Below are 22,947 nucleotides of genomic sequence, written 5' to 3' on the forward strand. Positions count from 1 at the left end.
CGTTCGGTACACGCCAGTTACTCCCGCCTGTTTTCGGACATTTCGTCCTTCATTGTCTGCGGGTGGCGGCGAGGCACCGCAAGCCGAGTGGGCGCGCGGAACCTCGGGGACGTCACCGGGGCGGGGCGGCGGGGGGCGCGTCACAATGGGTGACGTGGAGTGGTTCACGGAACCCGGCTACTGCCTCGCCCGACTGGTCTTCCAGCGGGCCCTGGCCGCCCTGTATCTGGTGGCGTTCCTGACGGCGGCACTGCAGTTCCGGGCGCTGATCGGGGAGCGCGGGATGCTTCCGGTGCCGCGGTTCGTGGCGCGCGTACCGTGGCGGCGGGCGCCGAGCCTGTTCCAACTGCGGTATTCCGACCGGCTGTTCGCGGTGACGGCGTGGGCCGGCGTGCTCTGGTCGGCGGCACTGCTCGCGGGGGTCGACGGGCTCGTTCCGCTGTGGGCGGCGATGCTGCTGTGGCTGGTGCCGTGGGCGCTGTATCTGTCGATCGTGAACGTGGGGCAGACCTGGTACGGCTTCGGCTGGGAGTCGCTGCTCCTGGAGGTCGGCTTCCTCGCAGTGTTCCTCGGCAACGACGAGGTGGGCCCGCCGGTCCTGGTGCTCTTCCTGCTGCGCTGGGTGCTGTTCCGGGTGGAGTTCGGGGCCGGGCTCATCAAGATGCGCGGCGACCGCTGCTGGCGCGATCTGACCTGCCTCTACTACCACCACGAGACGCAGCCGATGCCGGGCCCGCTGAGCTGGTTCTTCCACCATCTGCCGCGCCCGCTGCACCGCGTGGAGGTGGCCGCCAACCACTTCACCCAACTCGTCGTCCCGTTCCTGCTGTTCACGCCGCAGCCGATCGCTTCGTACGCGGCCGGGCTGATGGTCCTGACGCAGCTGTGGCTGATCCTCTCGGGCAACTTCTCCTGGCTGAACTGGATTACCGTGGTGCTCGCCCTGTCGGCGATCGACTGGTCCCCGCTGTCCGGACCGCCGCCCGCGCTCCCTGAGACGCCTCTCTGGTACGCGGTCGTCGTCGCCGCTCTCACCTGCGGGGTCGCGGCACTCAGCTACCACCCGGTGCGCAACCTGCTGTCCCGCGGGCAGATCATGAACACCTCCTTCGACCCGCTGCACCTGGTCAATACGTACGGCGCCTTCGGCAGCATCGGCCGGGTGCGCACCGAGGTGGTCGTCGAGGGGACGAACGAGCGGGTGCCGTCGGTGAACGGTTCGGCGTGGCGGGAGTACGGCTTCAGGGGCAAGCCGGGCGACGTGCGGCGGCTGCCGCGCCAGTTCGCCCCGTACCATCTGCGGCTCGACTGGCTGATGTGGTTCGCGGGGCTCTCCCCCGCCTACGCCCGTCCGTGGTTCGGCCCGTTCATGGAGCGGCTGCTGACCAACGACCGGGACACACTGCGGCTGCTGCGCCACAACCCGTTCCCGGACGAGCCCCCGACGTACGTCCGCGCCCGCCTCTACCGCTACCGCTACACCACCTGGCGCGAGCTGCGGGAGACCGGCGCGTGGTGGCACCGCACGTACGTGCGCGAGTTCTGGCCGCCGACCCGGCTCGACACGCCCGCGGATCACAGCCGGTAGACGCGCGCCGCGGTGCCCGAGAACAGCCCGGCGCGTTCGGAGTCGGACAGACCGGCCGTCAACTCCCGCGTGATGTTGATGACTTGACCGTATGTCGCGGCCAGTGTGCAGACCGGCCAGTCCGAGCCGAACAGCAGCCGGTCCGGGCCGAAGGCGTCGAGCGCGGTGTCGACGTACGGCCGCAGCGTGTCCGGGGTCCAGCGGGTCCAGTCGGCCTCGGTGACCAGGCCGGAGAGCTTCGCCACGGTGTTGGGCAGCGCGGCGAGCGCACGGAGGCGTGCGGCCCAGGGTGCGCGCTCTCCGGATGCGATCGGGGGTTTGCCCAAGTGGTCCAGGACAAAGGTGAGTCGGGGGTGCGCGGCGGCCGCCCGGGCGCAGGCCTCCAGCTGGTGCGGCAGGACCACGAGGTCGTACGCGAGGCCCGCGGCGGCCACCGCCGACAGGCCGCGGTGGACGTCGGCGCGCAGCAGCCACTCCGGGTCGGGCTCGCCCTGCACCTGGTGCCGGATGCCCACGAGCCTTTCCCCGCCTGGCAGTTGACGCAGTCGGGCCAGCTCGTCGGGGACGTCGGGCGCGGTCAGGTCGGTCCAGCCGACGACGCCCGCGACCAGTTCGGAGCGGGCGGCGAGCGCGAGCAGCTCCGGGGTCTCCTCGGGGACGGTGACGGTCTGCACGAGCACGGTCGCCGTGACACCGGCCGCGCGGGCCTCCGGCGCGAGGTCGTCCAGGTCGAAGTTCCGCCGTATCGGGGCGAGTTGGGGGCCGCTGATCCAGTCCTGGTCGCGGACGGAGAGGTCCCAGACGTGGTGGTGGGCGTCGATCACGCCGGTCATGGCAGGTTCCATACGGCGGGGAGGCCCGCGTCGGCGCCCCCGGCGGAGTAGTCGTGCGTGACGTCCAGGAGTTCGGTCATGCGGGCCTGCCAGGTGACGTTGACGGGGAGGTGTTCGAGTTCGGCGATCAGACGGGCGTAGTCCTCGCAGTCGATGAGGTGGAAGAGGTCGGTGCCCGACCGCCAGATCGTCCACTCCTTCGCACCCGCCGCACGGATCGCCCGGCTGAGCTCGGCCGGGACGTCCCGGTGCGCGGCGTCGTACTCCTCGACGCGGTCGGCGCGGACCTTGGTGTGCAGGGCGACTCTCATGGCAACTCTCCTGTGGATACGGGCGGTACGGGCGGTACGGGCGGTACGAGCGCGTCGGCCGGGAGCAGTCCCTCGGCGCGCGCCTCCTGCCAGTAGGCGTCCGGCACGCGCATGCGCGCCTGGGCCACCGCGTCGCGGATCTCGTCGGGGGTGCGTGCCCCCACGAGGACGGTCGTCACGGCCGGGTGGGCGAGCGGGAACGCCAGGGCGGCGGCCCGCAGCGAGATCCCGTACCTCCGGGCCAGGCCGCTCAACTTCCGTGCCCGGTCCAGGAGTTCACGCGGTGCCCGGGTGTAGTCGTACGTGGCCTCGGGGCTCGGGTCGGCGAGCAGGCCCGAGTTGAAGACGCCGCCGACGACGACGGCCGTGCCGTGGTCGAGGGCGGCGGGCAGCAGGTCGGCTCCGGCGCTCTGGTCGAGGAGGGTGTAGCGGCCCGCGCACAGCACCTCGTCGACGTCCGTGTCCCGTACGAACCTGGTCAGCATCGCGGACTGGTTCATGCCCGCGCCGATCCGGGTCACCGTGCCTTCGGCGCGCAGTCGTTCGAGCGCCGGGTAGCCCTCGCGGAAGGCCTGCTCGGCGTGGTCGTCGGGGTCGTGTAGGTAGATGGTGTCGACGCGGTCGAGGCCGAGCCGGGCGAGGCTCTCCTCCAGGGAGCGGCGGACGCCGTCGGCGCTGAAGTCCCAGACGCGGCGGTGGGTGGCGGGTACGGCGAAGCCGTTGTGCAGGTCGTCGCCGTCGGACCGTGGGTCGGGTTCGAGGATGCGTCCGGCCTTCGTGGACAGGGTGAACGCGGTACGGGGCCGGTCGCGCAGGGCGGCGCCGAGACGGCGTTCGGAGAGCCCGAGGCCGTAGTGGGGGGCGGTGTCGAAGGTGCGGATGCCGAGGTTCCAGGCGGCGTCCACGGTCGCCCGGGCCTCCGCGTCCGTGACCGTACGAAAGAGGTTGCCGAGCGCCGCGCCGCCCAGCGCGAGCTCCGCGCCCCCCGACCCGAGGGCCGTCACGGCTCAGCCCTCGGGCGCAGCCGGAGGCCCTGCATACCGCCGTCCACCGCCAGGGCAGTACCGGTGGTGGCGCCCGCCGTGGAACTCGCCAAGTAGCAGATGGCGGTGGCGACTTCGGCGGCGGTGACCAGACGGCCTGTGGGCTGGCGGGCCTCCAGGGCGGCGCGTTCGGCGGCCGGGTCGGGCGCGGCGTCGAGGAGCCGGCCGACCCACGGGGTGTCCACGGTCCCGGGGTTGACGCAGTTGACGCGCACCCCTTCCCGTACGTGATCGGCGGCCATCGCGAGCGTCAGGGAGAGCACCGCGCCCTTGGACGCGCTGTAGAGGGCGCGCTGCGGCAGTCCGGCGGTGGCGGCGATGGAGCAGGTGTTGACGATCACGCCGCCCGTCGAGGCCCGCAGATAGGGCAGGGCGGCGCGGCTGGTGCGGACGATGCCGAGGACGTTGACGTCGAGGACGCGCTGCCACTGGGCGTCGTCGTTGTCCTCGACGGTGCCCTGGGCGCCGATGCCCGCGTTGTTGACCAGGATGTCGAGGCCGCCCATCTCCTCGGCGGCGGCGGTCACGGCCGTACGGACTTCACCGTCGTCGGTGACGTCGGCGCGGCGGGCGTGCAGCGGGCCGGTGACGGTGGACGGGTCGAGGTCGAGGACGGTGACGCGGGCGCCGCGGGCGGCGAGGAGTTCGGCGGTGGCCCGGCCGATGCCGGAGGCGCCGCCGGTCACGAGGGCCGTGCGCCCGGCGAAGTCGGCGTAGGTCATGCGGCTGCTCCCTTCTCGTGCGGGTGGTCGGCCCAGTAACTGCCGTCCGGGAAGCGGTACTCGGCGATCGACTCGGGCCGGATGGCCGCCGAGAAGCCCGGTGCGGTGGGGGCCGTGTAGTGGCCGTCGCGGACGGCGACCGGGGCGAGGAAGTGTTCGTGGAGGTGGTCGACGTACTCGATGACGCGGTTCTCGGTGGTGCCGGTGAGCGCGACGTAGTCGAACATCGAGAGGTGCTGGACGAGTTCGCAGAGGCCGACGCCGCCCGCGTGCGGGCAGACCGGCACGTCGAAGTGGGCGGCGAGCAGCAGGATCGCCAGGTTCTCGTTGACGCCGCCGACGCGCGCGGCGTCGATCTGCAGCACGTCGATCGCACCGGCCTGAAGGAGCTGCTTGAACACGATGCGGTTCTGGACGTGCTCACCGGTCGCGACGCGTACGGGCGCGACGCGCTCGCGGATCGCGGCGTGCCCGAGGACGTCGTCGGGGCTGGTGGGCTCCTCGATCCAGTACGGGTCGAAGGGCGCGAGGGCGCGGGTCCAGGCGATGGCCTCGTCGACGTTCCAGCGCTGGTTGGCGTCGACGGCGATCCGGATGCCGGGGCCGACAGCGGCGCGGGCGGCGCGAAGGCGGCGCAGGTCGTCGTCGAGGTCGGCGCCGACCTTCAGCTTGATCTGGGTGAATCCTTCGGCGACGGCCTGCCGGGCGAGCCGGGTCAGCTTGTCGTCGTCGTAGCCGAGCCAGCCGGGTGAGGTGGTGTACGCGGGGTAGCCCCGGACGCGGAGGTGCGCGGTCCGCTGCCCGGCACCCTCGCGGCGCTCCCGGAGCAGGGCGAGGGCGCGTTCGGGGGTGAGGGCGTCGGCGATGTAGCGGAAGTCGACCTGGGAGACGAGCCACTGGGGGTCGGCCTCGGCGAGGAGCTGCCAGAGGGGTTTGCGGGCGCGTTTGGCGGCCAGGTCCCAGGCGGCGTTGACGACGGCGCCGATCGCCATGTGCATCACGCCCTTCTCGGGCCCGAGCCAGCGGAGCTGGCTGTCCCCGATCAGGTCGCGGTTGAGGGTGCCGGGGTCGGCGCAGAGCGCGTCCACGGGGCGTCCGATCACATGCGCCCGCAGGGCGTCGATCGCGGCGACCTGGACGTCGTTGCCGCGCCCGATGGTGAAGGTGAAGCCGTGCCCCTCGTGCCCGTCGCCGGCGTCGGTGCAGAGCACCACGTACGCGGCCGAGTAGTCCGGGTCGGGGTTCATGGCGTCGGAGCCGTCGAGCTCGCGGGAGGTGGGGAAGCGGATGTCGTACGTGTCGACCGCCGTGATGCGCGGTGCGGTGGGGGCCACAGGGAGCCTCTCGGAGTGGCGCACGGGTCAGTCCTGTGCGCGGCCGGTGGTGACGCGGGCGATCATCAGGGCGACGAGGATGATGCCGCCGTAGATCGCCTGGATCCAGAAGGACGGCACCTGGGCCAGGGTGAGCAGGTTCTGTACGACGCCGAGCAGCAGGACGCCGGTGAGCGCGCCGAACATCGTGCCCTTGCCGCCGTCGAGGCTGATGCCGCCGATCACCGCCGCCGCGAACACCGTGAAGATCATGTTCTGGCCCTGGTTGGCGTTGATGGCGCCCACGTACCCGGTCTGCATCAGTCCGCCGAGCGCGGCCAGTACACCGGCCACCACGAACACGCCGAGCATGACGCGTTCGACGCGGATACCGGCCGCCCTGGCCGCCTCCGCATTGCCGCCGATCGCGTACAGGGCACGGCCCCAGCGGTGGTACTTCAGCGTCAGCCCGGCCGCCCCGAACGCCCCCGCGGCCACCCACACCGACATCGGTATGCCGATGAACGTGCTGGTGGCGAGTGTGTAGAAGGACTCCGGAAGGCCGAAGAGGGTCTTGCCCTCGGTGGCGCCGACGAGCAGTCCGCGCAGCACGATCAGCATGGCCAGGGTCACGATGAACGCGTTCAGCTTGAACTTCACGACGAGGACGCCGTTGAACGCGCCGAGCGCCGCGCCCGTCGCGAGGATGGCGAGCAGCGCGAGCGCGGCGGGCCACTCGGTGCCGAACCCGGCCTGCGCGACGGGCAGGACGAGCAGCGCGCCGAACGCGGGCGCGATCCCGACGACCGACTCCAGGGAGAGGTCGAACTTCCCGGTGATCAGGACGAGGGACTCGGCGAGGACCACCATGGCGAGCGCGGCGGACGCGCCGAGCACGGAGATCAGGTTGCGCTCGGTGAGGAACGCGTCGTTGACGAGCGCGCCGAGCAGCAGAAGCAGCAACAGGGCCGGTACGAGGGCGAGTTCGCGCGCGCGTCGCCACAGCACACCGCGCGGTGAGCGGGCGCCCGCCGCCGGTCGTGCGGAGGCGTGGGGCGGTGTCTTGGCGATGTCAGCGGTCTTGGTCAGAGACGTGTCGGTCAGGGACGTGTCGGTCAGGGGCGTGTCGGTCACGGGCCACTCCTTCGATGGCGGCGATCAGCTCGTGGTCGTGCCAGCCCGCCGGATGCTCGGCGACGACCCGGCCGTGGAAGAGGACCAGGACGCGGTCGCAGCGCCGCAGGTCGTCCAGCTCGTCGGAGACCACGAGCACCGCCGTGCCGTCGTCGCGGGCGGTGTCGACCCGGGCGAGCAGGGACTCCTTGGACTTCACGTCGACGCCTGCGGTGGGGTTGACGAGGACGAGCAGCCGCGGGTCCGAGGCGAGCGCGCGGGCCATGACGACCTTCTGGGCGTTGCCGCCCGACAGGTCGGAGACCGGCTGGTGGGTGCCCTCGGCGTGGATGTCGAGCCGGTCCACGAGGTCGGCGGCCAGCGCGCGGCGCCGTTCGGTGGAGAGGAAGCCGAGGCGCCGCGCGAGGGGTGTGCCGGCCAGCCGGTCGAGGACGCTGAGGGTCGCGTTGTCCCCGATGGTCATCGCGGGCACGAACCCCTGGTCGTGCCGGTCGCGCGGCACCCAGCCGACCCCGGCCCGGAGGGTCGCGGTGACATCGCCGAACGGCAGTGCGGTGCCTGCCAGTCGAGCGGTTCCGGACCGTGGGCGGTGCAGTCCGGCGAGGGTCTCGGCGAGCTGGATCTTGCCGCTGCCGCTGGACCCGGCGAGGCCGACGACCTCGCCCTCGCGGACGCCGAGATCCACGTCCTCGTACGCCTCGCCGGTCAGGGCTCGTACGTCGAGCAGGACGGGGGCGTCGGCGGGCACGGGCGTACGCGCGGTGTCCTCGCGATGGGCGGCCGACTCGCCCGCCATGGCCTCGACGAGCGCTTCGCGCGGCAGAGTGGCGACCGGTGCGGTGGTGATCCAGCGGGCGTCGCGCAGTACGGTCACGATCTGGCAGACCTCGTACACCTCCTGGAGGTGGTGCGAGATGAACAGGAAGGTGACGCCGGATTCCTGCAGCGCGCGCATGCGCGTGAAGAGGCGTTCGATCTCGCGGTTGTCGAGCTGCGCGGTGGGTTCGTCGAGGACGATCAGACGCGTCCCGAAGCTCAACGCCCGTGCGATCTCGACCATTTGGCGGTCCTCGACCTTGAGCTCGGCCGTGCGGGCGTCCGGGTCGACGCGCACGTCCCAGTGGTCGAGCAGCTCGGCGGCCTCCCGGCGCAGCCGCCGCCAGTCGATGAGCCCGGCCCGGCCGGTGGGCTGCCGGTTCACGAACAGGTTCTCCGCGACCGTGAGTTGAGGGACCACGGTCGGCTTCTGGTAGACGCAGGCGACCTTGGCGCGCCAGGCGTCCCGGTCGGTGAGCGCGGGCGCGGGCGCGCCGTCGAAGCGGACGGTGCCCGAGTCGGGGGCCTGCAGTCCGGTGAGGATCTGGACGAGGGTGGACTTGCCGGCACCGTTGCGGCCGACGAGGGCGTGCGACTCGCCCTGGCGGACGGTGAGTTGACCGTTCAGCAGGGCGGTCGTGGGGCCGTAGCGCTTGGTGATGCCGACGGCCTCGACGAGCGGGGGCGTGGGCTGACGTTCCGTCATGGGGATGCCTGGGGTGCTCATCCGACCGTGTTGCCCCACAGCTCGGGGTCGTCCACGTTCTCCTTGGTGACCAGGGGCGCGGGAAGCTGGTCCTCCAGGTTGCCGCTGGGCAGCTTCACGATCGTCGAGCCGTGGTCTGTGGGCCCCGGCTCGAACGTCTTCCCGGCCATCGCGGCCTTGATGTAGTACATGCCGTACTTGGCGTACGCGTCGGCCGGCTGCGAGACCGTCGCGTCGATCTGGCCCTTGCGGATCGCGTCGAACTCCTGCGGGATGCCGTCGTTCGACACGATCGAGATGTGGCCCTTCTCGCCCGCCTTCTTCAGCATCCCCTTGGACTTGAGGGTCTGCAGGGTCGGCGCGAGATAGACGCCGCCCGCCTGGAGGTAGATGCCCCGCACATCGGGGTTGGCGTTGAGCAGCGTGTCGAGCTTGGAGGCCGCGGCGTCCGACTCCCACTTCGCGGGGATCTCCAGGACCTTCAGCTTCGGGAACTTCTTCTTCACGCAGCTGCGGAACGCCTCGGACCGCTCCCGCCCGTTCACCGACGCGAGATCGCCCATGATCTGCACGACCTTGCCGCTGTCGACCTGCTTCCCGAGGTACTCGCAGGCCTTCTGCCCGTACGCGACGTTGTTCGCGCGCACCACCATCGCGACCTTGCCGCTCGTAGGGGCCACGTCGACGGCGACGACAGGGACGCCCTTGCGTTCGGCCTGGTCGAGTCCCGCCGAGACGGCGGCGCTGTCGAGCGGAGCGACGACGAGACCGCCGACTCCCTGGTTGAGCTGGTTGTTGATGTCGGTGATCTGCTGCGCCGGATCGCTGTTGGAGTTGACGGTCTTGAGCGCGTCCACCCCCTCGGCCTCCGCCATCTTCGGCACGTAGTCGTTGTACGACTGCCAGAACGGCGAGGTCAGCAGCGGCACGATCACGCCGACCCTGGCGTCCTCGCCCCCGGCGGCGCCGCCCGCGGTGTCCTTCGTACTGCCGCAGGCCGCGAGCAGGAGTGCGGCGCAGCTCGCGGCGGCCGACGCGCGCCACCTCGCGCGTACGGCCAGGGCGGTCTTGGTGCGCTTCGTGCGATCGGTCCGAGGGCTCATCCGACGGCTCCTCAAGGGGGAAGCGTGACTGCGAGGTCGGCGAATATTTATCAGACCACTTCCACTCGTCGACACCCTTGTGCCGCAACTTTTCCGGGAATTGAGAGGCGTTCCGGCCGTAGTGGTCGGACCACCTGGGTGATTAGACTGCGGCGCACCCGGTTCCGGCGAGGGGCGGGCAGTCGGGGTGAACGGGCGAACGGGAGGGGTGGGCCGTGGAGCAGCAGGTATCCGCACAGAAGGGCACGGTGACGCAGCGCGCCATCGAGCAGATCAAGGCGATGATCGGCGAGGGGCTCCTGGAGCCGGGCCAACGGCTGCCCACGGAGCGCGATCTGGCCGCCCAGCTCGGCATCTCGCGCAGCTCCATGCGGGAGGCGATCCGCGCGCTGACGGTCCTCGGCGTCCTGGAGGCCCGGCACGGCTCCGGGATCTACGTGACGCGGCTGGAGGCGGGCGACCTCCTGGAGACCTTCGGGGTGGTCGCGGACCTGTCGCGCGGTCCGCGGCTCGTCGAACTCCTGGAAGTCCGGCGGGTGCTGGAGTCCACGGCCACCGCGCTGGCGGCGGCGCGCATCACGGATGACCAACTCGCCGTGGTCGAGGGCCACTTGGCGGCGATGGAGGCGACGGACGACCCGGAGGAGATCCTCGCCCACGACCTGGCCTTCCACCGCGAGATCGCGGCGGCCGCGGGCAACGAGACGATGGCGGCGATCCTGGAGGGCCTGTCCTCGCGCACGTTCCGGGCGCGGGTCTGGCGCGGCTACGAACAGGAGGACGCGTTCCCCCGCACGCGCCGCGAGCATGCGCGCATCTACGGGGCGCTGGCCTCCCGGGACCCGGAGGCGGCACGGGCCGCTGCGGCGGCGCATGTGGGGGAGGTGGAGCAGTGGTTGCGGGGGCAGGTGGGTGAGCGGTGAGCCTTCCCCGCGGCCGGTAGGTGAGCGGTGAGTCTTCCCCGCGCCCCTACCGGGTCTGTTTTTCAGCCCCTCCGGTGTTCGATCCCCCAGCAACCCCCGCCCGCCCGACCAACCCCGACAGCAGCAACTCCACCGCCCCCTCGAACGACCCACCCGCCATCAGCGGCAACTCCCGCCGTACAGCGGCGAGTTGCGGATACTCCTCGCCCGGCAGCGACTGGTACACCTCCGCCCACGCCACCTCGTCCCCCGCCCTCCGCTCCGGCGCCAACGCCAGATGCGCCGCGTCCAGAGCCGCATGGCCGAGGACCGTGTCGACGAACGCCGCGTAGTGACGTACGGCCGTGGCGTCGTCGAAGCCCGCGCGGCGCAGCAGGCCGATACCGGTGTCCACGGCCCGGAACTCGTGCGGGCGGCGCGTCACGCGGGACGCGGCGAGGGCGGCGATGCGCGGGTGGGCGCGGTAGCAGCGGTGGATGCGGTGGGCCATCTCGCGCAGGCCCGCCACCCAGTCCTCGCCGGGCTCGAAACCGGCCATGGCCTCGCCGATGAGCCGGTCGGCGAGGGCCAGGAGCAGGTCGTCGGTGTTGTGGAAGTAGCGGTACACCGCGCTCGGGTCGCAGCCGAGCGCGGTACCGAGACGCCGCACGCTCAACGCGTCCGGGCCGTGCTGCTCGACCAGACGGAGCGCGCGGTCGACGATCAGCTCCTCCGAGAGCACCACCCCCGACCTGGTCGGCCTGCGCCGCCGCCGCTCCACCGGAATCCGCCCCTCAGCCACATCGGCCCCTTCCTCCACCCTTATGACAACAGCATTGACGCAACCCTGGCAAGACTGTTGGCTCGTGCCCTCTCCCCTCCCCCGGCCAGAGGAGCACCGCATGAGCGTGCCCACGAACAGCCACCCGCCAGGTCTGCGCCGTACCCTCGGCGTCGTCGACGGTGTGGCGCTCGCCGCCTCCAGTACGGCCGCGACGACCAGTGTCGGCATCGGCATGGGCGCGCTCGCCGCGGTCGTGGGTGCCCAGGCGCCCGCCGTTCTCATCGTGGCCTTCCTGCCCATCTTCGGCATCGCCGCCGCGTACACCCGGCTGAGCCGGGACGAGCCCAACATGGGGTCCGGCTATGTGTGGGTCGGCAAGTCCCTCGGCCCGTGGCTCGGCTTCCTCACCGGCTGGGTCACCCTGGTCGGCACCGTGATCTTCATGGCGTACACCAGCGCGGTGACCGGCTCGGTGGTCCTCCAGTTCGCCACCAAGGCGGGGCTGCGCGTGGATCCCAATTCGACGGCCCTGAGCACCGCCGTCGGGCTGTGCGTCCTGGCCGCCGTGACGGTCACGGCGGTGACGGGGGTGCGCAAGGCGACCCGCTTCCAGACCTGGCTGCTCGTCTTCGAGTACGCGGTGCTCCTGGTGTTCTGCGGTCTCGCCCTGGCCACCGGGGCGCACGGCTTCCAGTGGTCCTGGCTGAACCCCTTCGCGATCTCCGACGGCACATCCTTCGCGCAGGGTCTGGTGCTCGCCGTGTTCTTCTTCTGGGGCTGGGACGCCGCGTTCAGCGTCACCGAGGAGACCAAGGACGTACGGGACGTGGGCCGCGGCGGCTTCATCGCGCTGTTCGCGATGCTCGCGCTGTTCCTGTTCGGATCCGTGGCGTTCCTACGGGAGTTGAGCGTGCCCGAGCTGATCGCGAAGGGCCCGCAGGGGCTGACGTATCTGGGCGAGAGACTGGCGGCGGAGCCGTGGGCGAGCCTGCCGCTGCTCGCCCTGATGTTCTCGGCGGTGGCGTCCTTGCAGTCCACGGTCATCCCCACGGCGCGCGGCCTGCTCGCCATGGGGCGGGACCGCACGATGGGCCCCGTGTGGACGCGGATCAGCCCGCGCTTCGGCTCACCGGCCGCCGGCACGGTCCTCATCGTGGCGATCTCGGCCCTGGTCGCGCTGCTCGCCCTCGCGATTCCGCAGCTCAACGAGATGATCCTGGCCGCGGTCAACTCCATCGGCCTGACCGTGGCCCTGTACTACGGCCTGACGGCGCTTGCCTGCGCCGTGCGCTTCCGGTCACTGCTGCGCACCGACCCGGCCCAGGCGCTGCGCGCGGTGATCGCTCCCGGGGTGTCCGGCCTGGCGCTGCTCGGCATCGGCGGCTACCTCGGCCACTCGTACGTGACCCGGAGCGACCACTTCGCACTCAGCCCGGACAACGGCTGGTTCCTGCTGAGCGTGCCCGGCGCGGTGGTCGTGTCCGGACTGGTGATGGCGGCTTGGGCCAAGTACCGACGCCGTTCCGCCTACTTCACCCATGGCCGGGGCACGGCCGCCGCCGCACAGGAGACCCTCGAACCGTCCGCACCCACCGGGTGACCCCGCACCACCCGTACGCCGCTGCCCGCGCCTTCCGACCGCAAGGAGACCGAGACACATGTCCGACACCACCCCCGCCGACCTCGTCCTGACCGGCGGCCCCGTGCACACCCTCTCCCCCGCCCGCGCCCGCGCCACCTCGCTCGCCGTGCGCGGGGAGCGCATCGTCGCCGTGGGCCACGACGAGGTGCGCGAATTCATCGGGCCGCGCACCGAAGTCGTGGACCTGCGCGGCAAGTTGCTGATCCCGGGCTTCCAGGACGCGCACATCCACCCGGTCGGCGGCGGCATCGAGCTGGGACAGTGCGACCTGAGCGGGGCGACGACGCTCGGCGAGTACCGGGAGCGGATCGCCGCGTACGCCCACGCCCACCCGGACGTCGAGTGGATCACCGGGGGCGGCTGGGCGATGGAGGCCTTCCCCGGCGGTCTGCCCACGGCCGCCGAGCTGGACGCCCTCGTACCGGACCGGCCGGTGTATCTGGTCAACCGCGACCACCACGGCGCCTGGGTCAACTCCCGTGCCCTGGAACGCGCCGGACTCGACGCCCGCACCCCCGACCCGTCCGACGGACGCATCGAGCGGTACGCGGACGGCACGCCGACCGGCATGCTCCAGGAGGGCGCCGCCAACCTGATCGGCCGGCTGCTCCCGCCGCTCACCCTGGACGAGAGGATCGCCGGGCTGCTCCGCGCCCAGGAGTTGCTGCACTCGCTCGGCGTCACGGCCTGGCAGGACGCGCTCCTCGGCACGCACGCCAACCTCACGGACCCCACGGACGCCTACCTCGCGACCGCCGAGGACGGCCGGCTCACTGCGCGTGTGGTGGGCGCGCTGTGGTGGGACCGGGCGCGCGGCACCGAGCAGATCGCGGAGCTGGTGGCGCGGCGCGAGGCGGGCACCCGTGGCCGGCTCCGCTGCTCGACCGTGAAGATCATGCAGGACGGCGTGGCGGAGAACGGCACGGCCGCCCTGCTCGGCCCGTACCTCGACGGCTGCGGCTGCGCCTCGGACAACAGCGGCATCAGCTTCGTACCGCCGAAGGAACTCCAGTCGTACGTGACGGAGTTGGACGCCCGGGGCTTCCAGGTGCACTTCCACGCGCTCGGCGACCGTGCCGTGCGGGAGGCGCTCGACGCGGTAGAGGCGGCGCGGGCGGCCAACGGCTTCACGGACACCCGTCCGCACCTGGCGCATCTGCAGGTCGTGCACCCCGACGACATCGGCCGGTTCCGTGAGCTCGGCGCGAGCGCCAATATGCAGGCGCTGTGGGCGGCGCACGAGCCGCAGATGGACGACCTGACGATCCCGTTCCTCGGGCCTGAGCGCAGCGGACAGCAGTACCCGTTCGGGGCGCTGCTGCGGTCCGGGGCGACCCTGGCGGCGGGCAGCGACTGGCCGGTGTCCAGCCCCGACCCGCTGCAGGCCCTGCATGTCGCGGTCAACCGCGTCCTGCCCGAAGCCCCGCCCGGCACCCCGGTGTTCCTGCCCGAGCAGCGGGTCGACCTGGGCTCGGCGCTCGCCGCGTACACGGCGGGCAGCGCGTACGTGAACCACTTGGACGAGGTGACCGGCACCCTCGCGCCCGGCTTCCTCGCGGACTTCGCGGTCCTCGACCGGGATCCGTTCGCGGGCCCGGCCGAGGAGATCGGCGCGACCCGCGTGGAGCAGACGTTCGTGGGCGGGCGGCGGGTGTACGCGGCGGGCTGAGACCCTGGGGACCGTCTCCCCGATCTGTGCGGGCCCGCGACGATCGGGGAGACGGTCCCTAGATCCGCGAGCGGTACAGCCGGAAGGCGGCGACGCGGGCGCGGGCCCGGGACGCGGTGATCCGGACCCGCCACCGCCGGGCGGTGACCGGCGCGGGCAGCGGCAGGATGCGGCTCGCGCCCATCACCCCCTGCCCGGCGACGGCGGTCCAGCCGCCGTCGACCTCGGCCTCCACCACGTACGCCTCGATCTGCTGGCCGCGCCGTACGTCCTCGGCGAGCCGGACGCGGTCCACCTCGACGGGGCGGCCGAGGTCGAGGGTGCGCACGCCGGGCCCGTGGGTGACGCGGGCGCCTTCGGCCAGGTCCTCGGGCAGCTCGGCCTCGACGCGCTCGCGGAACTCCCGCAGCCGGGCCACGTCCGCGTCGGGCAGCAGGCCCCGCTGGTCCGGCGGGATGTTCAGCAGGAGCACGGAGTTGCGGCCCACGGAGCGGAACCAGATGTCCGTCAACTGCTCGACGGATTTGGGCTGTTGGTCCTCGTGGTAGAACCAGCCGGGCCGGATCGACACGTCGCACTCGGCGGGCCACCACTGCAGATGCGTGGCGGTCTCCCGGGCCTTCAGGAGGGCGTCGCGGCTGCCCTGGTCGGGGGCGTCGTAGGCGAGGGCGTAGTCGGTGCGGCCGTACTCCTTCTCCTTGACCGGTACGACGCTCCACTCGTCCTCGCGGGCCAGTCCGCCCTCGTTGCCGACCCAGCGCACATCGGGCCCGGACACGGCGATCGTGGCGTCCGGGGCGAGTGCGCGGATCAGCGCGTACCAGCTGTCCCAGTCGTACTTCTCCACCTTGTCCGGCGGGATGTGCCCCTGCGCACCGTCGAACCACACCTCGTCGACGGGTCCGTACTCGGTGAGCACCTCGTACAGCTGGTTGAGCATGTGGGCGCCGTAGTCCGTCGCGGGCAGCGTGAACGCGGGCAGGTCACGGCCGGTCCGGCCGTCGCCGTCGACCAGGGCGGGGACGGTGTGCTCGGCGCGCGGGCTGCCGTTGGCGTAGACGCCGTGCAGGAACTGGTTCTCGTCGGCGGGCGAGACGTACACACCGACCTTGATGCCGTGCCGTCGCATCGAGTCGGCGAAGCTCCGCAGCACGTCGCCGCGCCCTCCGGCCCAACTGCTCGACGCCACACTGTGGTCGGTGTAGCGCGTCGGGTAGAGCACGAAGCCGTCGTGGTGCTTGACGGTGAGGATGGCGAGCTTGAACCCGCCGTCGCGCAGCGCCCGCGCCCACTGGTCGGTGTCGAGCCCGACCGGCTGGAACAGCTCGGGGTCCTCCTCGCCCGACCCCCATTCGAGCCCGGTGAACGTGTTCACGCCGAAGTGCAGGAAGGCGGTCTTCTCCAGTGCCTGCCAGGCGAGTTGACGCTGCGTCGGGCGTACGAGGGAGGCTTTCCGGACGAGTTCCTCCGCGCTGTCGCCGGGGCTGATCGGGATGCGGTACGCGGGCCCTCCGGCGGAGGGTGCGGCGTGGGCCGGGGCGAGGGAGGTGCCGGACGCGGCGAGCGCGGTCGCCGTGGTCGCGGTGGTCGCGGTGAGGAAGAGGCGTCGGCTGACGGCCATGGGGCGGGCCTCCGGGGGTCGGGGTGAGTTCTCCAGGCGGAGCCGGACGGCGCGAACGATCCGCGATTCATCGGAGGTCTGATGATTGAGGCGGCACGTTGCGGTGTCAATGGGCCGTGCAGAAGGGCGAGTTCAGAGAGTCATCGGATGTCACGGGTGCGCAGGGCGGGAGTGCGTCCGTCCCCTGTCCGCGCCCGGGAGGGCACGCGTACCGTTCCCCTCCGCAAGACCGACCGCACATCAGCCGCAGGGAGTCGCCGTGACCAGCTGGGCCGGCCGTACCGCCGCCGAGATCGCCGGAGCCGTACGCGAGGGGAAGGTGTCGCCGCGCGAGGTGGTGGCCGACCATCTCGCGCGGATCGACCTGGTGGACGCCCGCGTCGGCGCGTTCCGCACGGTGCGCCGGGCGGCCGCGCTCGACGAGGCGGACGCGGTGGGAGCCCGCGCGGATCTGGCCCGACTCCCCCTGGCGGGCGTGCCCGTGGCGGTCAAGGACAACCTGCCGGTACGCGGCGAGGCCTGCCGCAACGGCTCGGCGGCCACCTCGGCCGAGCCCGCCGCGCACGACCATCCGACCGTGGCCCGGCTGCGGGCCGCGGGCGCGGTGGTGATCGGCCTGACGAACGTGCCCGAGTTGTGCGTCTTCGGCACGACGGACGGGGTGCACGGCACCGCCCGCAACCCGTGGGACCTGACGCGGAACGCGGGCGGTTCCTCCGGGGGCGGCGCAGCCGCGGTCGCGGCGGGCATGGCGCCGCTCGCCCTCGGCAACGACGGCATGGGCTCGATCCGCATCCCGGCCGCGCACTGCGGGGTCGTCGGCCTGAAGCCGGGCAGCGGCACGGTGCCGAGGGAGCTGGGCGGCGGCTGGTTCGGAATGTCCGAGAACGGCCCCCTCGCGACGACGGTCGAGGACGCCCGCCTGATGCTCGACGTCCTCGCCGGCCAGGACGTCGAGCCCACGCCGCCCGCCGCGCCGGACGGGCAGCCCCTGCGGGTCGCGGTGTCCACGCGCAGCCCGCTGCTCGGAGCGCCGGTCACACACGCGTACGCGACGGCCGCCCGTGAGGCGGGCAAAGTCCTCGCGGGATTGGGCCATTCGGTGGACCCGGAGGACCCCCCGTACCCGCTGTGGCTGGGGACGACGGCCCTCGCGCACTGGTCGGCCGGTACGTACCTCGATACGGAGGGCCTCGACCGGGACCGGCTCGCGCGGCGTACGCGGGTGCACGCGGCACTCGGGGCGCGCTGCGTGGCGGGGGTGGAGCGCGGGGGGCGCCGGAAGCAGCTGCGGGAGCGGCTCGGCCCGCTCTTCGGGCGGTACGACGTGCTGGTCACGCCCGCGCTCGCGCGCCGGGGGCCGCGCGCGGACGCCTGGCACAAGCGGGGCTGGCTGCACAACGTGCTGACGAACACGCGCTGCTCGCCGCTGACGCCGACCTGGAATCTGACGGGTTGGCCTGCGCTGACGCTGCCGTTCGGGTGCCTGTCGTCGGGGGTGCCGTGTGCGGTGCAGCTGGTCGGGGCGCCGGGCCGCGAGCGGCAACTGCTGCGGGTGGCGGCGGCATTGGAGGCGTCGCGGCCGTGGCTGCGTACGGCGGATGTACGGGCGGGCCGTGTCCGGTGAGTCGCGTCGTCCGCCCGCGGGGCAGGCGCGACTTGCCGGATGCGGCCTGGGCCATACGGGTGACGCGGGAGTCCCGGGCATGCGTCGGGCCCCGGCGGAGGGGGTCCGCGGGGCCCGGTGCGATCGGGTCCGGCCCGGGAGGGCCTGTCGACGCCTGAGGGTCGGTCGGTGCCCTGAGGTCAGTCGATGCCCTGAAGGATGTGCGGCTCGGCGAGATCGTCCTCGTATCCCGCGAGCCTGATCGGCGCAGACCTGGCCCACACGTCGAGACTGCCCAGCTCATCGGGCCGGCTCTTGCGCTCGCTGCGTTCCTTCGGGCGTTGATCGCTCTTCGTCTTGTCTGGTGTCACCGCGCACTCCTTATGTGTCGGGTAACCCCCGGTGGCTCCGGCGCGTCCCGATTCCGGGCGCCGCTGACCGTAGGGCTCGATCTGGGCAGTTCGGACGCGGTGGCGCCGGTTCTCGTACGAGGCTCACCGGGTGACCGGCTTGCCCCAGGACGGGCCATGGGTGTTGGTGGGACCCCTTTTGGCTGTCCGTTCCGTACAGCGTAACCAAATGAGCGGGCCGCTGCTCGATGGGGCCAAAAGTCGTCCGTTTTATCACCCTTCGTCGCATTGATTCAGCCACAATCCACCCCAAGAATCCAGGATTCCCCTGTCGGCAACCGCTGTTGCCGTCCTGCGTTCACTGACGGTCCGGATGGGAGTCCTGCGGGGCGTCGGGCGTGGTGGGGAGCGGGGATGGGGAGCCGAGGTGGGGGAACGCGCGAGGGCCGGTGCCGCATCAGCGGTGCGGCACCGGCCCTCGCGCGTTCGTTTTCCGTCTTCAGCTCTCATGGACGCCTCGGCGGCGTACCCGAGGAACCGCGGCAGTCACGGCTCCCGTCACCCAGGCGACCGGCATGAGCGCCGCCGCCGCACGCGCCGAGGCTCGTGCTATCGCTTGCATCAACAACTCCCCTTTTCCTCCGCACAGATGACCGTTTCTGACGTCCCACCAGAAACTTGTCCGACGCCGGGAAACGCTAGGCGCGGCCCGGGCGCGTCGCGCGGCGGGGAGGGCCAGAAGGGGTGCCGCACGGCGTGTCGCGTACCCCACATGGAGGAGCTGCGCTCGCCCGCGCGATCCGGGTCGGGTGTACGGGGTTAACGCCGCGTTGGTCGAACCGTCAGGCGGGCATGGTGTGCTGCGGCACCGGCACCGAGCCCGGAGGGAGCCGCGCATGGAGCCATGGAGGGCGCCGCAGAGAGCGCCGCGGACCGTCGACGAGCTGATGCAACTCCTGTACTCCGGCCGGGGCGCGTACGGCACGCCCGACCGCTGCGACACACCGGCAGACCTGCTCCACCACGCCCTGCGGACCGCGGCCCTGCTGCGCCGTTCCCGCCCCAGCGACAAGGAGTTGCAGGTCGCGGGCCTGCTCCAGGACATCGAGCTGCTGCTGCACCCCGGCGGCGCGGGCCTCGCGGACTCCGCCGACTCCGCAGCCGACGCCATGCACAGCCTGCTCGGCGGCCGGGTCGCCCGTCTCGTACGCCTCCATGTGCACGCCGAGCGGTATCTCGCCGCGGTCGAGCCGGGCCGGGCGCTGCCCCCGTCGAGCGCGCGCCGGGTCGCCGAGCGGGGCGGGCCCATGTCGGCGCCGGAGGCGGACGCGTTCGTACGGGATCCGCTCGCCGAGGACGCGGTGGCGCTGCGGCAGGCAGCGGAGGCGGCGCAGGTGGTCGAGCTCGACGCGGGGGTCCTGGAGGACTGGCGGCCCGTCCTCGAACTCCTGGCGGCGGGGCACGCGCTGTTGCCGCCGGGGGTTGTCCATCACTGACGGGCGGGAGGGGATAAGCCCCCTCAACCCGCCCCCCACGCCTACCACTTGGAGATCGCGTAGTCCTTCAGGAACACCCCGTACAGGTCCTCGCCGGCCTCACCGCGCACCACCGGGTCGTACACGCGGGCCGCGCCGTCGATCAGGTCGAGGGGGGCGTGGAAGCCCTCCTCGGCGAGGCGGAGCTTGTCGTAGTGCGGGCGCTCGTCGGTGATCCAGCCGGTGTCGACCGAGGTCATCAGGATCTGGTCGGCCTGGAACATCTCCTGGCCGCTGGTGCGCGTCACCATGTTCATCGCGGCCTTCGCGGCGTTGGTGTTGGGATGCCCCGCGCCCTTGTAGCCGCGGCTGAAGACGCCCTCCATCGCGGAGACGTTCACGACGTACGCGCGGCCGCTCTCCGCCTTCTTCGCGGCCTCGGCCATCACGGGGCGCAGCTTGGAGATGAGGATGAACGGCGCGGTGTAGTTGCAGAGTTGGGTCTCCAGGAGCTCCACCGGGGAGATCTGCTCGATGGTCTGCACCCAGGTGTTGGTGTCGACGACGTCGGGGACGAGGCCGCCCGCGTCGATGGCGGTACCGGCGACGTGCCGCTCCAGGCTCGCGTTGCCCGCGACCAGGGCGAGGTCGGCGACCGCTTGCGCGTCCATGCCGCTGATCCCGGCGGGCAGCGCGGCCGGTCCGCCGAGAGCACCGACCGCGCCGGAGCCGAAGGCGCCGATGACGTGGTGGGCGGGCAGCTCCCCGGCGGGCAGCGGCGCGCTCTCGCCGTCGACGAGGGCGGCGTACGCGGAGGGCAGGCGGCGTACGGTCTGCGTGGCGTTGTTGATCAGGATGTCGAGGGGGCCCTGCTCGGCGACCTGGTCGGCGAGGGCGACCGCCTGCGCCGGGTCGCGCAGGTCGATGCCGACGACCTCAAGGCGGTGCATCCAGTCCGCCGAGTCGTCCATGGCCTTGAAGCGGCGGATGGCGTCCTTGGGGAAACGCGTGGTGATCGTGGTGTGCGCCCCGTCGCGCAGCAGGCGCAGCGCGATGTACATGCCGATCTTGGCGCGGCCGCCGGTGAGCAGGGCGCGCTTGCCGCTGAGGTCGGCGCGGGCGTCGCGCCTGGCGCGGTTCTCGGCGGCGCACTTCTGGCAGAGCTGGTGGTAGAACGCGTCGACCTCGACGTACCGCGTCTTGCAGGTGTAGCAGGAGCGGGGGCGCTGGAGTATCCCGGCGATCTCGCCGACGGTCGTGGAGGAGGGCAGCAGTCCCTGCGTCTCGTCGTCGATGCGCTCGGCGGAACCGGTGGCGGTGGCCTCGGTGACGGCCTTGTCGTGGGCGGTCTTGGCGGCCCGGCGCTCCTGGCGGCGGCGCTGCTTCACGGTGCGGTAGACGCCCGCGGTGGCCCGGCGCACGGTGACGGCGTCGGGGTGGTCGACGTCCAGCTTGTCGAGTTCGTCGAGCACGCTGAGGCAGATGGCCAGCCGGTCGGGGTCGATCCCCGGACCGTACGTCTGGCTCTCGTCCGCCGCCTCGGGGGCAACCGTCATGGCCGTTTCCTCGTGCTCACTCGGGCCCCGCGCGCGGGGGCGGCGGGGTCGCAGGAAGTTCCAAAGAGGGAACTTTACGTAGGGGTGGGACGGTTGGCCAAACCCTTGCGGGGGCGGGGGTACGGGGGTGAGCTCCCCGTACCCGTGCCGTTGCTGTGCGTGCCGATCCCGCCCCGAGGATCCCGTCCGCTACCTCCGCTACCCCGCCCCTTCCGCCGCCTCCCCCAGCTCCGCGATCTCCACCCGCAGGGCCTCCGCCAGGTGGTCCAGGTCCGGGACCGCCTCCGCGTCGGCGATGAGGCCGTAGTGGACGTTGCCGCGGTACGTGGAGACCGCGACCGCGAGGGACTGGCCCTGGGCGAGGGGGGCGAAGGGGTAGACGGCGGTCAGCGGGCAGCCGCCGAGGCGCAGGCCAAGGCCGGGGAGCGGAACGCTCGTGACGAGGATGTCGAAGAGGAGTCGGGCGGCCTGGGCGACGACGGGGCCGCCGAGCCGGTGGCCGAAGGGCGGCACGTGGTCGGCGAGCAGGGCGACGGCGCCCGCGCCGCGGTTCGGGCCCGCGTCCTTGTTGCGGTCCATGGCGGTACGGACCAGGCGCAGCCGCTCCAGCGGGTCGGGCTCGGCGACGGGAAGCCGGATCAGATAGCCGGAGAGACGGTTGCCGCCCGGCTGGGCGTCGCGCGGGCGGCGGCGGGACACGGGGATCAGGGCGCGGGGGCGGACGCCGTCGCCGCTCTCGCCGCGCCCGGTCAGCCAGCGCCGCAGGGCGCCCGCGACCGCGGCGATCAGGACGTCGTTGACGGTGCCGCCGGTGCCCTTGCGGATGCGGTGGATGTCGTCGATGTCGACGACGACGCCGGCCGTGCGGCGCGTACCCGTCGCGTGCGCGGTGAGGGCCGGGGCCGTGTCGAGGAAGCCCAGGGTGGCGCGGGCGACGGACGCCCCGATGTCCAGGGCCTGGCCGACCTCGCCGACCCGGCGGCGGACCAGGTCCAGGGTGCCGGCGAGGTCGGGGACGCGCGGGCCGGGACCGGTTCCGTTGGCGGGCGCGGGGGCCGGCTTCGGCCGGCGGGGTGCCGTCTCCGGCAGCGGGTCCATGACGCCCGCGGCGAGCGTGAGCGCGCGCAGCCCGTCCGCGAGGGCGTGGTGGAACTTGAAGAGGACCGCGAAGGAGGTGCCGTCCTCGTCGGGCAGGACGTGTACCTCCCACGGCGGCCGCGCCCGGTTCAGGGGCCGTTCCATCAGCTCGCCCGCCGCCACGTGGAAGTCCCGGGCCACGCCCGCGAGATGGACGTGGCGGGCGGGGTCGAAGTGGACGTCCGGGGCGCGGACGGCGCCGCCGAACGGCGGCCAGGCGTCGCGGATGCGCATCCGCAGGCCCGGTACGGCCACGGAACGGGTGGCGAGGAGTTCGGCCGCGTGCCGGGCGGCCCCCGGGGAGTCGGCGGCGAAGACGCCGAGCGCGCCGAGGTGCATGGGGTGGCGGTCGGACTCGATGCTCCAGAAGGCCAGGTCGAGGGGGGCGAGCAGGTCAGAGGTCATCGCTTGCTCTCGCGTCGGCAACGGGAGGCCCGAGTCAATCCCGGGCTCTCGACTACGGTCAAGCATGTTCAGGACACGTAGCGTTACGAGCAGATTAAGGCTTGGTACGCGGGTCGGCACACGGCTCGACGGAGAAACCCGTCAGCGGGCCGGGCCCCCGCCCGCCGCACGCGTCAACGCGGCGATCGCGTTCACCCCGGCACATGCAAGGCGGCTCGTCGGCCCTCTCGC

Annotated in this window: 19 protein-coding genes; 6 read left to right on the top strand and 13 right to left on the bottom strand. The window is 72.4% G+C overall.

The genetic code is table 11. The annotated features are described in order from the left end of the window. The first annotated feature begins 154 nt into the window (after window positions 1-154). Window positions 155-1,588, top strand: coding sequence for a lipase maturation factor family protein (locus tag QIT00_RS15995; RefSeq protein WP_282535932.1), 1,434 nt, complete (start codon window positions 155-157; stop codon window positions 1,586-1,588). On the opposite strand, the gene QIT00_RS16000 is transcribed toward QIT00_RS15995, so the two are convergent. From QIT00_RS16000 to QIT00_RS16035, 8 genes are read right to left on the bottom strand one after another with little or no spacing between them, the layout of a single operon-like run. Next, complete coding sequence (locus QIT00_RS16000; protein ID WP_282535933.1) at window positions 1,576-2,421, bottom strand: amidohydrolase family protein; 846 nt, start codon at window positions 2,419-2,421, stop codon at window positions 1,576-1,578. The two genes, QIT00_RS15995 and QIT00_RS16000, sit on opposite strands and share 13 nt — an antisense overlap. Then, complete coding sequence (locus QIT00_RS16005) at window positions 2,418-2,732, bottom strand: L-rhamnose mutarotase (RefSeq protein ID WP_282535934.1); 315 nt, start codon at window positions 2,730-2,732, stop codon at window positions 2,418-2,420. The genes QIT00_RS16000 and QIT00_RS16005 overlap by 4 nt, the downstream gene beginning before the upstream one ends. Beyond that, a complete protein-coding gene (locus QIT00_RS16010) occupies window positions 2,729-3,736 on the bottom strand; it encodes an aldo/keto reductase (RefSeq protein WP_282535935.1) in 1,008 nt (335 codons plus the stop codon). Before QIT00_RS16010 ends, QIT00_RS16005 begins: the two co-directional genes overlap by 4 nt. Continuing rightward, window positions 3,733-4,497 carry an SDR family NAD(P)-dependent oxidoreductase gene (locus tag QIT00_RS16015; protein ID WP_282535936.1) on the bottom strand — a complete coding sequence of 255 codons (765 nt, stop codon included), beginning with the start codon at window positions 4,495-4,497 and terminating at the stop codon, window positions 3,733-3,735. Before QIT00_RS16015 ends, QIT00_RS16010 begins: the two co-directional genes overlap by 4 nt. Then, window positions 4,494-5,831 (bottom strand): enolase C-terminal domain-like protein, encoded by a 1,338-nt coding sequence (locus QIT00_RS16020; protein ID WP_282535937.1) that lies wholly within the window; start codon window positions 5,829-5,831, stop codon window positions 4,494-4,496. Before QIT00_RS16020 ends, QIT00_RS16015 begins: the two co-directional genes overlap by 4 nt. Window positions 5,832-5,858: 27 nt before the next feature. Further along, on the bottom strand, window positions 5,859-6,881 hold the full coding sequence (locus QIT00_RS16025) for an ABC transporter permease (protein ID WP_408909784.1): 1,023 nt from the start codon (window positions 6,879-6,881) through the stop codon (window positions 5,859-5,861). A gap of 1 nt (window position 6,882) precedes the next feature. Further along, window positions 6,883-8,466, bottom strand: coding sequence for a sugar ABC transporter ATP-binding protein (locus QIT00_RS16030; protein WP_282535938.1), 1,584 nt, complete (start codon window positions 8,464-8,466; stop codon window positions 6,883-6,885). Window positions 8,467-8,483: 17 nt separating this feature from the next. Beyond that, window positions 8,484-9,569 (bottom strand): sugar ABC transporter substrate-binding protein, encoded by a 1,086-nt coding sequence (locus QIT00_RS16035; protein WP_282535939.1) that lies wholly within the window; start codon window positions 9,567-9,569, stop codon window positions 8,484-8,486. Between the two features lie 215 nt (window positions 9,570-9,784). Between QIT00_RS16035 and QIT00_RS16040 the strand changes: the two genes are divergently transcribed. Then, a complete protein-coding gene (locus QIT00_RS16040; RefSeq protein ID WP_282535940.1) occupies window positions 9,785-10,492 on the top strand; it encodes a FadR/GntR family transcriptional regulator in 708 nt (235 codons plus the stop codon). A 46-nt stretch (window positions 10,493-10,538) separates the two neighbouring features. Here QIT00_RS16040 and QIT00_RS16045 read toward each other — a convergent pair whose 3' ends face one another. Then, the gene (locus tag QIT00_RS16045) at window positions 10,539-11,273 is read right to left on the bottom strand and encodes a TetR/AcrR family transcriptional regulator (protein WP_282535941.1); all 735 of its coding nucleotides are present in this window, start codon (window positions 11,271-11,273) and stop codon (window positions 10,539-10,541) included. Window positions 11,274-11,373: 100 nt separating this feature from the next. On the opposite strand from QIT00_RS16045, the gene QIT00_RS16050 reads away from it, so the two are divergent. Beyond that, window positions 11,374-12,855 carry an APC family permease gene (locus tag QIT00_RS16050; RefSeq protein ID WP_282535942.1) on the top strand — a complete coding sequence of 494 codons (1,482 nt, stop codon included), beginning with the start codon at window positions 11,374-11,376 and terminating at the stop codon, window positions 12,853-12,855. A 58-nt stretch (window positions 12,856-12,913) separates the two neighbouring features. Then, window positions 12,914-14,566, top strand: a complete 1,653-nt coding sequence (locus tag QIT00_RS16055) for an amidohydrolase (protein ID WP_282535943.1) — start codon at window positions 12,914-12,916, stop codon at window positions 14,564-14,566. 58 nt (window positions 14,567-14,624) lie between these two features. Here the strand turns inward: QIT00_RS16055 and QIT00_RS16060 are convergent, their stop codons facing one another. Then, a complete protein-coding gene (locus QIT00_RS16060; protein ID WP_282535944.1) occupies window positions 14,625-16,187 on the bottom strand; it encodes an alpha-L-fucosidase in 1,563 nt (520 codons plus the stop codon). A gap of 259 nt (window positions 16,188-16,446) precedes the next feature. Between QIT00_RS16060 and QIT00_RS16065 the strand changes: the two genes are divergently transcribed. Next, entirely contained in the window at window positions 16,447-17,814 is a 1,368-nt protein-coding gene (locus tag QIT00_RS16065) for an amidase (RefSeq protein WP_282535945.1), read from the top strand. A gap of 179 nt (window positions 17,815-17,993) precedes the next feature. On the opposite strand, the gene QIT00_RS16070 is transcribed toward QIT00_RS16065, so the two are convergent. Further along, window positions 17,994-18,164 (bottom strand): hypothetical protein, encoded by a 171-nt coding sequence (locus tag QIT00_RS16070; protein ID WP_282535946.1) that lies wholly within the window; start codon window positions 18,162-18,164, stop codon window positions 17,994-17,996. A gap of 875 nt (window positions 18,165-19,039) precedes the next feature. Here QIT00_RS16070 and QIT00_RS16075 point away from each other — a divergent pair. Beyond that, entirely contained in the window at window positions 19,040-19,639 is a 600-nt protein-coding gene (locus QIT00_RS16075; protein ID WP_282535947.1) for an HD domain-containing protein, read from the top strand. 41 nt (window positions 19,640-19,680) lie between these two features. On the opposite strand, the gene QIT00_RS16080 is transcribed toward QIT00_RS16075, so the two are convergent. Next, entirely contained in the window at window positions 19,681-21,174 is a 1,494-nt protein-coding gene (locus QIT00_RS16080) for an SDR family NAD(P)-dependent oxidoreductase (protein ID WP_282535948.1), read from the bottom strand. A gap of 198 nt (window positions 21,175-21,372) precedes the next feature. Beyond that, on the bottom strand, window positions 21,373-22,716 hold the full coding sequence (locus QIT00_RS16085) for a wax ester/triacylglycerol synthase family O-acyltransferase (RefSeq protein WP_282535949.1): 1,344 nt from the start codon (window positions 22,714-22,716) through the stop codon (window positions 21,373-21,375). Window positions 22,717-22,947 lie beyond the last annotated feature (231 nt).

The sequence above is a fragment of the Streptomyces luteolus genome, assembly GCF_029968015.1.
GTDB lineage: Bacteria > Actinomycetota > Actinomycetes > Streptomycetales > Streptomycetaceae > Streptomyces > Streptomyces luteolus.

Excerpts from the sequence above, each read along its gene's own strand:
- QIT00_RS16000 (WP_282535933.1), bottom strand. The coding sequence starts at position 2,421 with ATGACCGGCGTGATCGACGCCCACCACCACGTCTGGGACCTCTCCGTC.
- QIT00_RS16005 (WP_282535934.1), bottom strand. The coding sequence starts at position 2,732 with ATGAGAGTCGCCCTGCACACCAAGGTCCGCGCCGACCGCGTCGAGGAG.
- QIT00_RS16015 (WP_282535936.1), bottom strand. The coding sequence starts at position 4,497 with ATGACCTACGCCGACTTCGCCGGGCGCACGGCCCTCGTGACCGGCGGC.
- QIT00_RS16030 (WP_282535938.1), bottom strand. The coding sequence starts at position 8,466 with ATGACGGAACGTCAGCCCACGCCCCCGCTCGTCGAGGCCGTCGGCATC.
- QIT00_RS16035 (WP_282535939.1), bottom strand. The coding sequence starts at position 9,569 with ATGAGCCCTCGGACCGATCGCACGAAGCGCACCAAGACCGCCCTGGCC.
- QIT00_RS16050 (WP_282535942.1), top strand. The coding sequence starts at position 11,374 with ATGAGCGTGCCCACGAACAGCCACCCGCCAGGTCTGCGCCGTACCCTC.
- QIT00_RS16055 (WP_282535943.1), top strand. The coding sequence starts at position 12,914 with ATGTCCGACACCACCCCCGCCGACCTCGTCCTGACCGGCGGCCCCGTG.
- QIT00_RS16060 (WP_282535944.1), bottom strand. The coding sequence starts at position 16,187 with ATGGCCGTCAGCCGACGCCTCTTCCTCACCGCGACCACCGCGACCACG.
- QIT00_RS16075 (WP_282535947.1), top strand. The coding sequence starts at position 19,040 with ATGGAGCCATGGAGGGCGCCGCAGAGAGCGCCGCGGACCGTCGACGAG.
- QIT00_RS16080 (WP_282535948.1), bottom strand. The coding sequence starts at position 21,174 with ATGACGGTTGCCCCCGAGGCGGCGGACGAGAGCCAGACGTACGGTCCG.
- QIT00_RS16085 (WP_282535949.1), bottom strand. The coding sequence starts at position 22,716 with ATGACCTCTGACCTGCTCGCCCCCCTCGACCTGGCCTTCTGGAGCATC.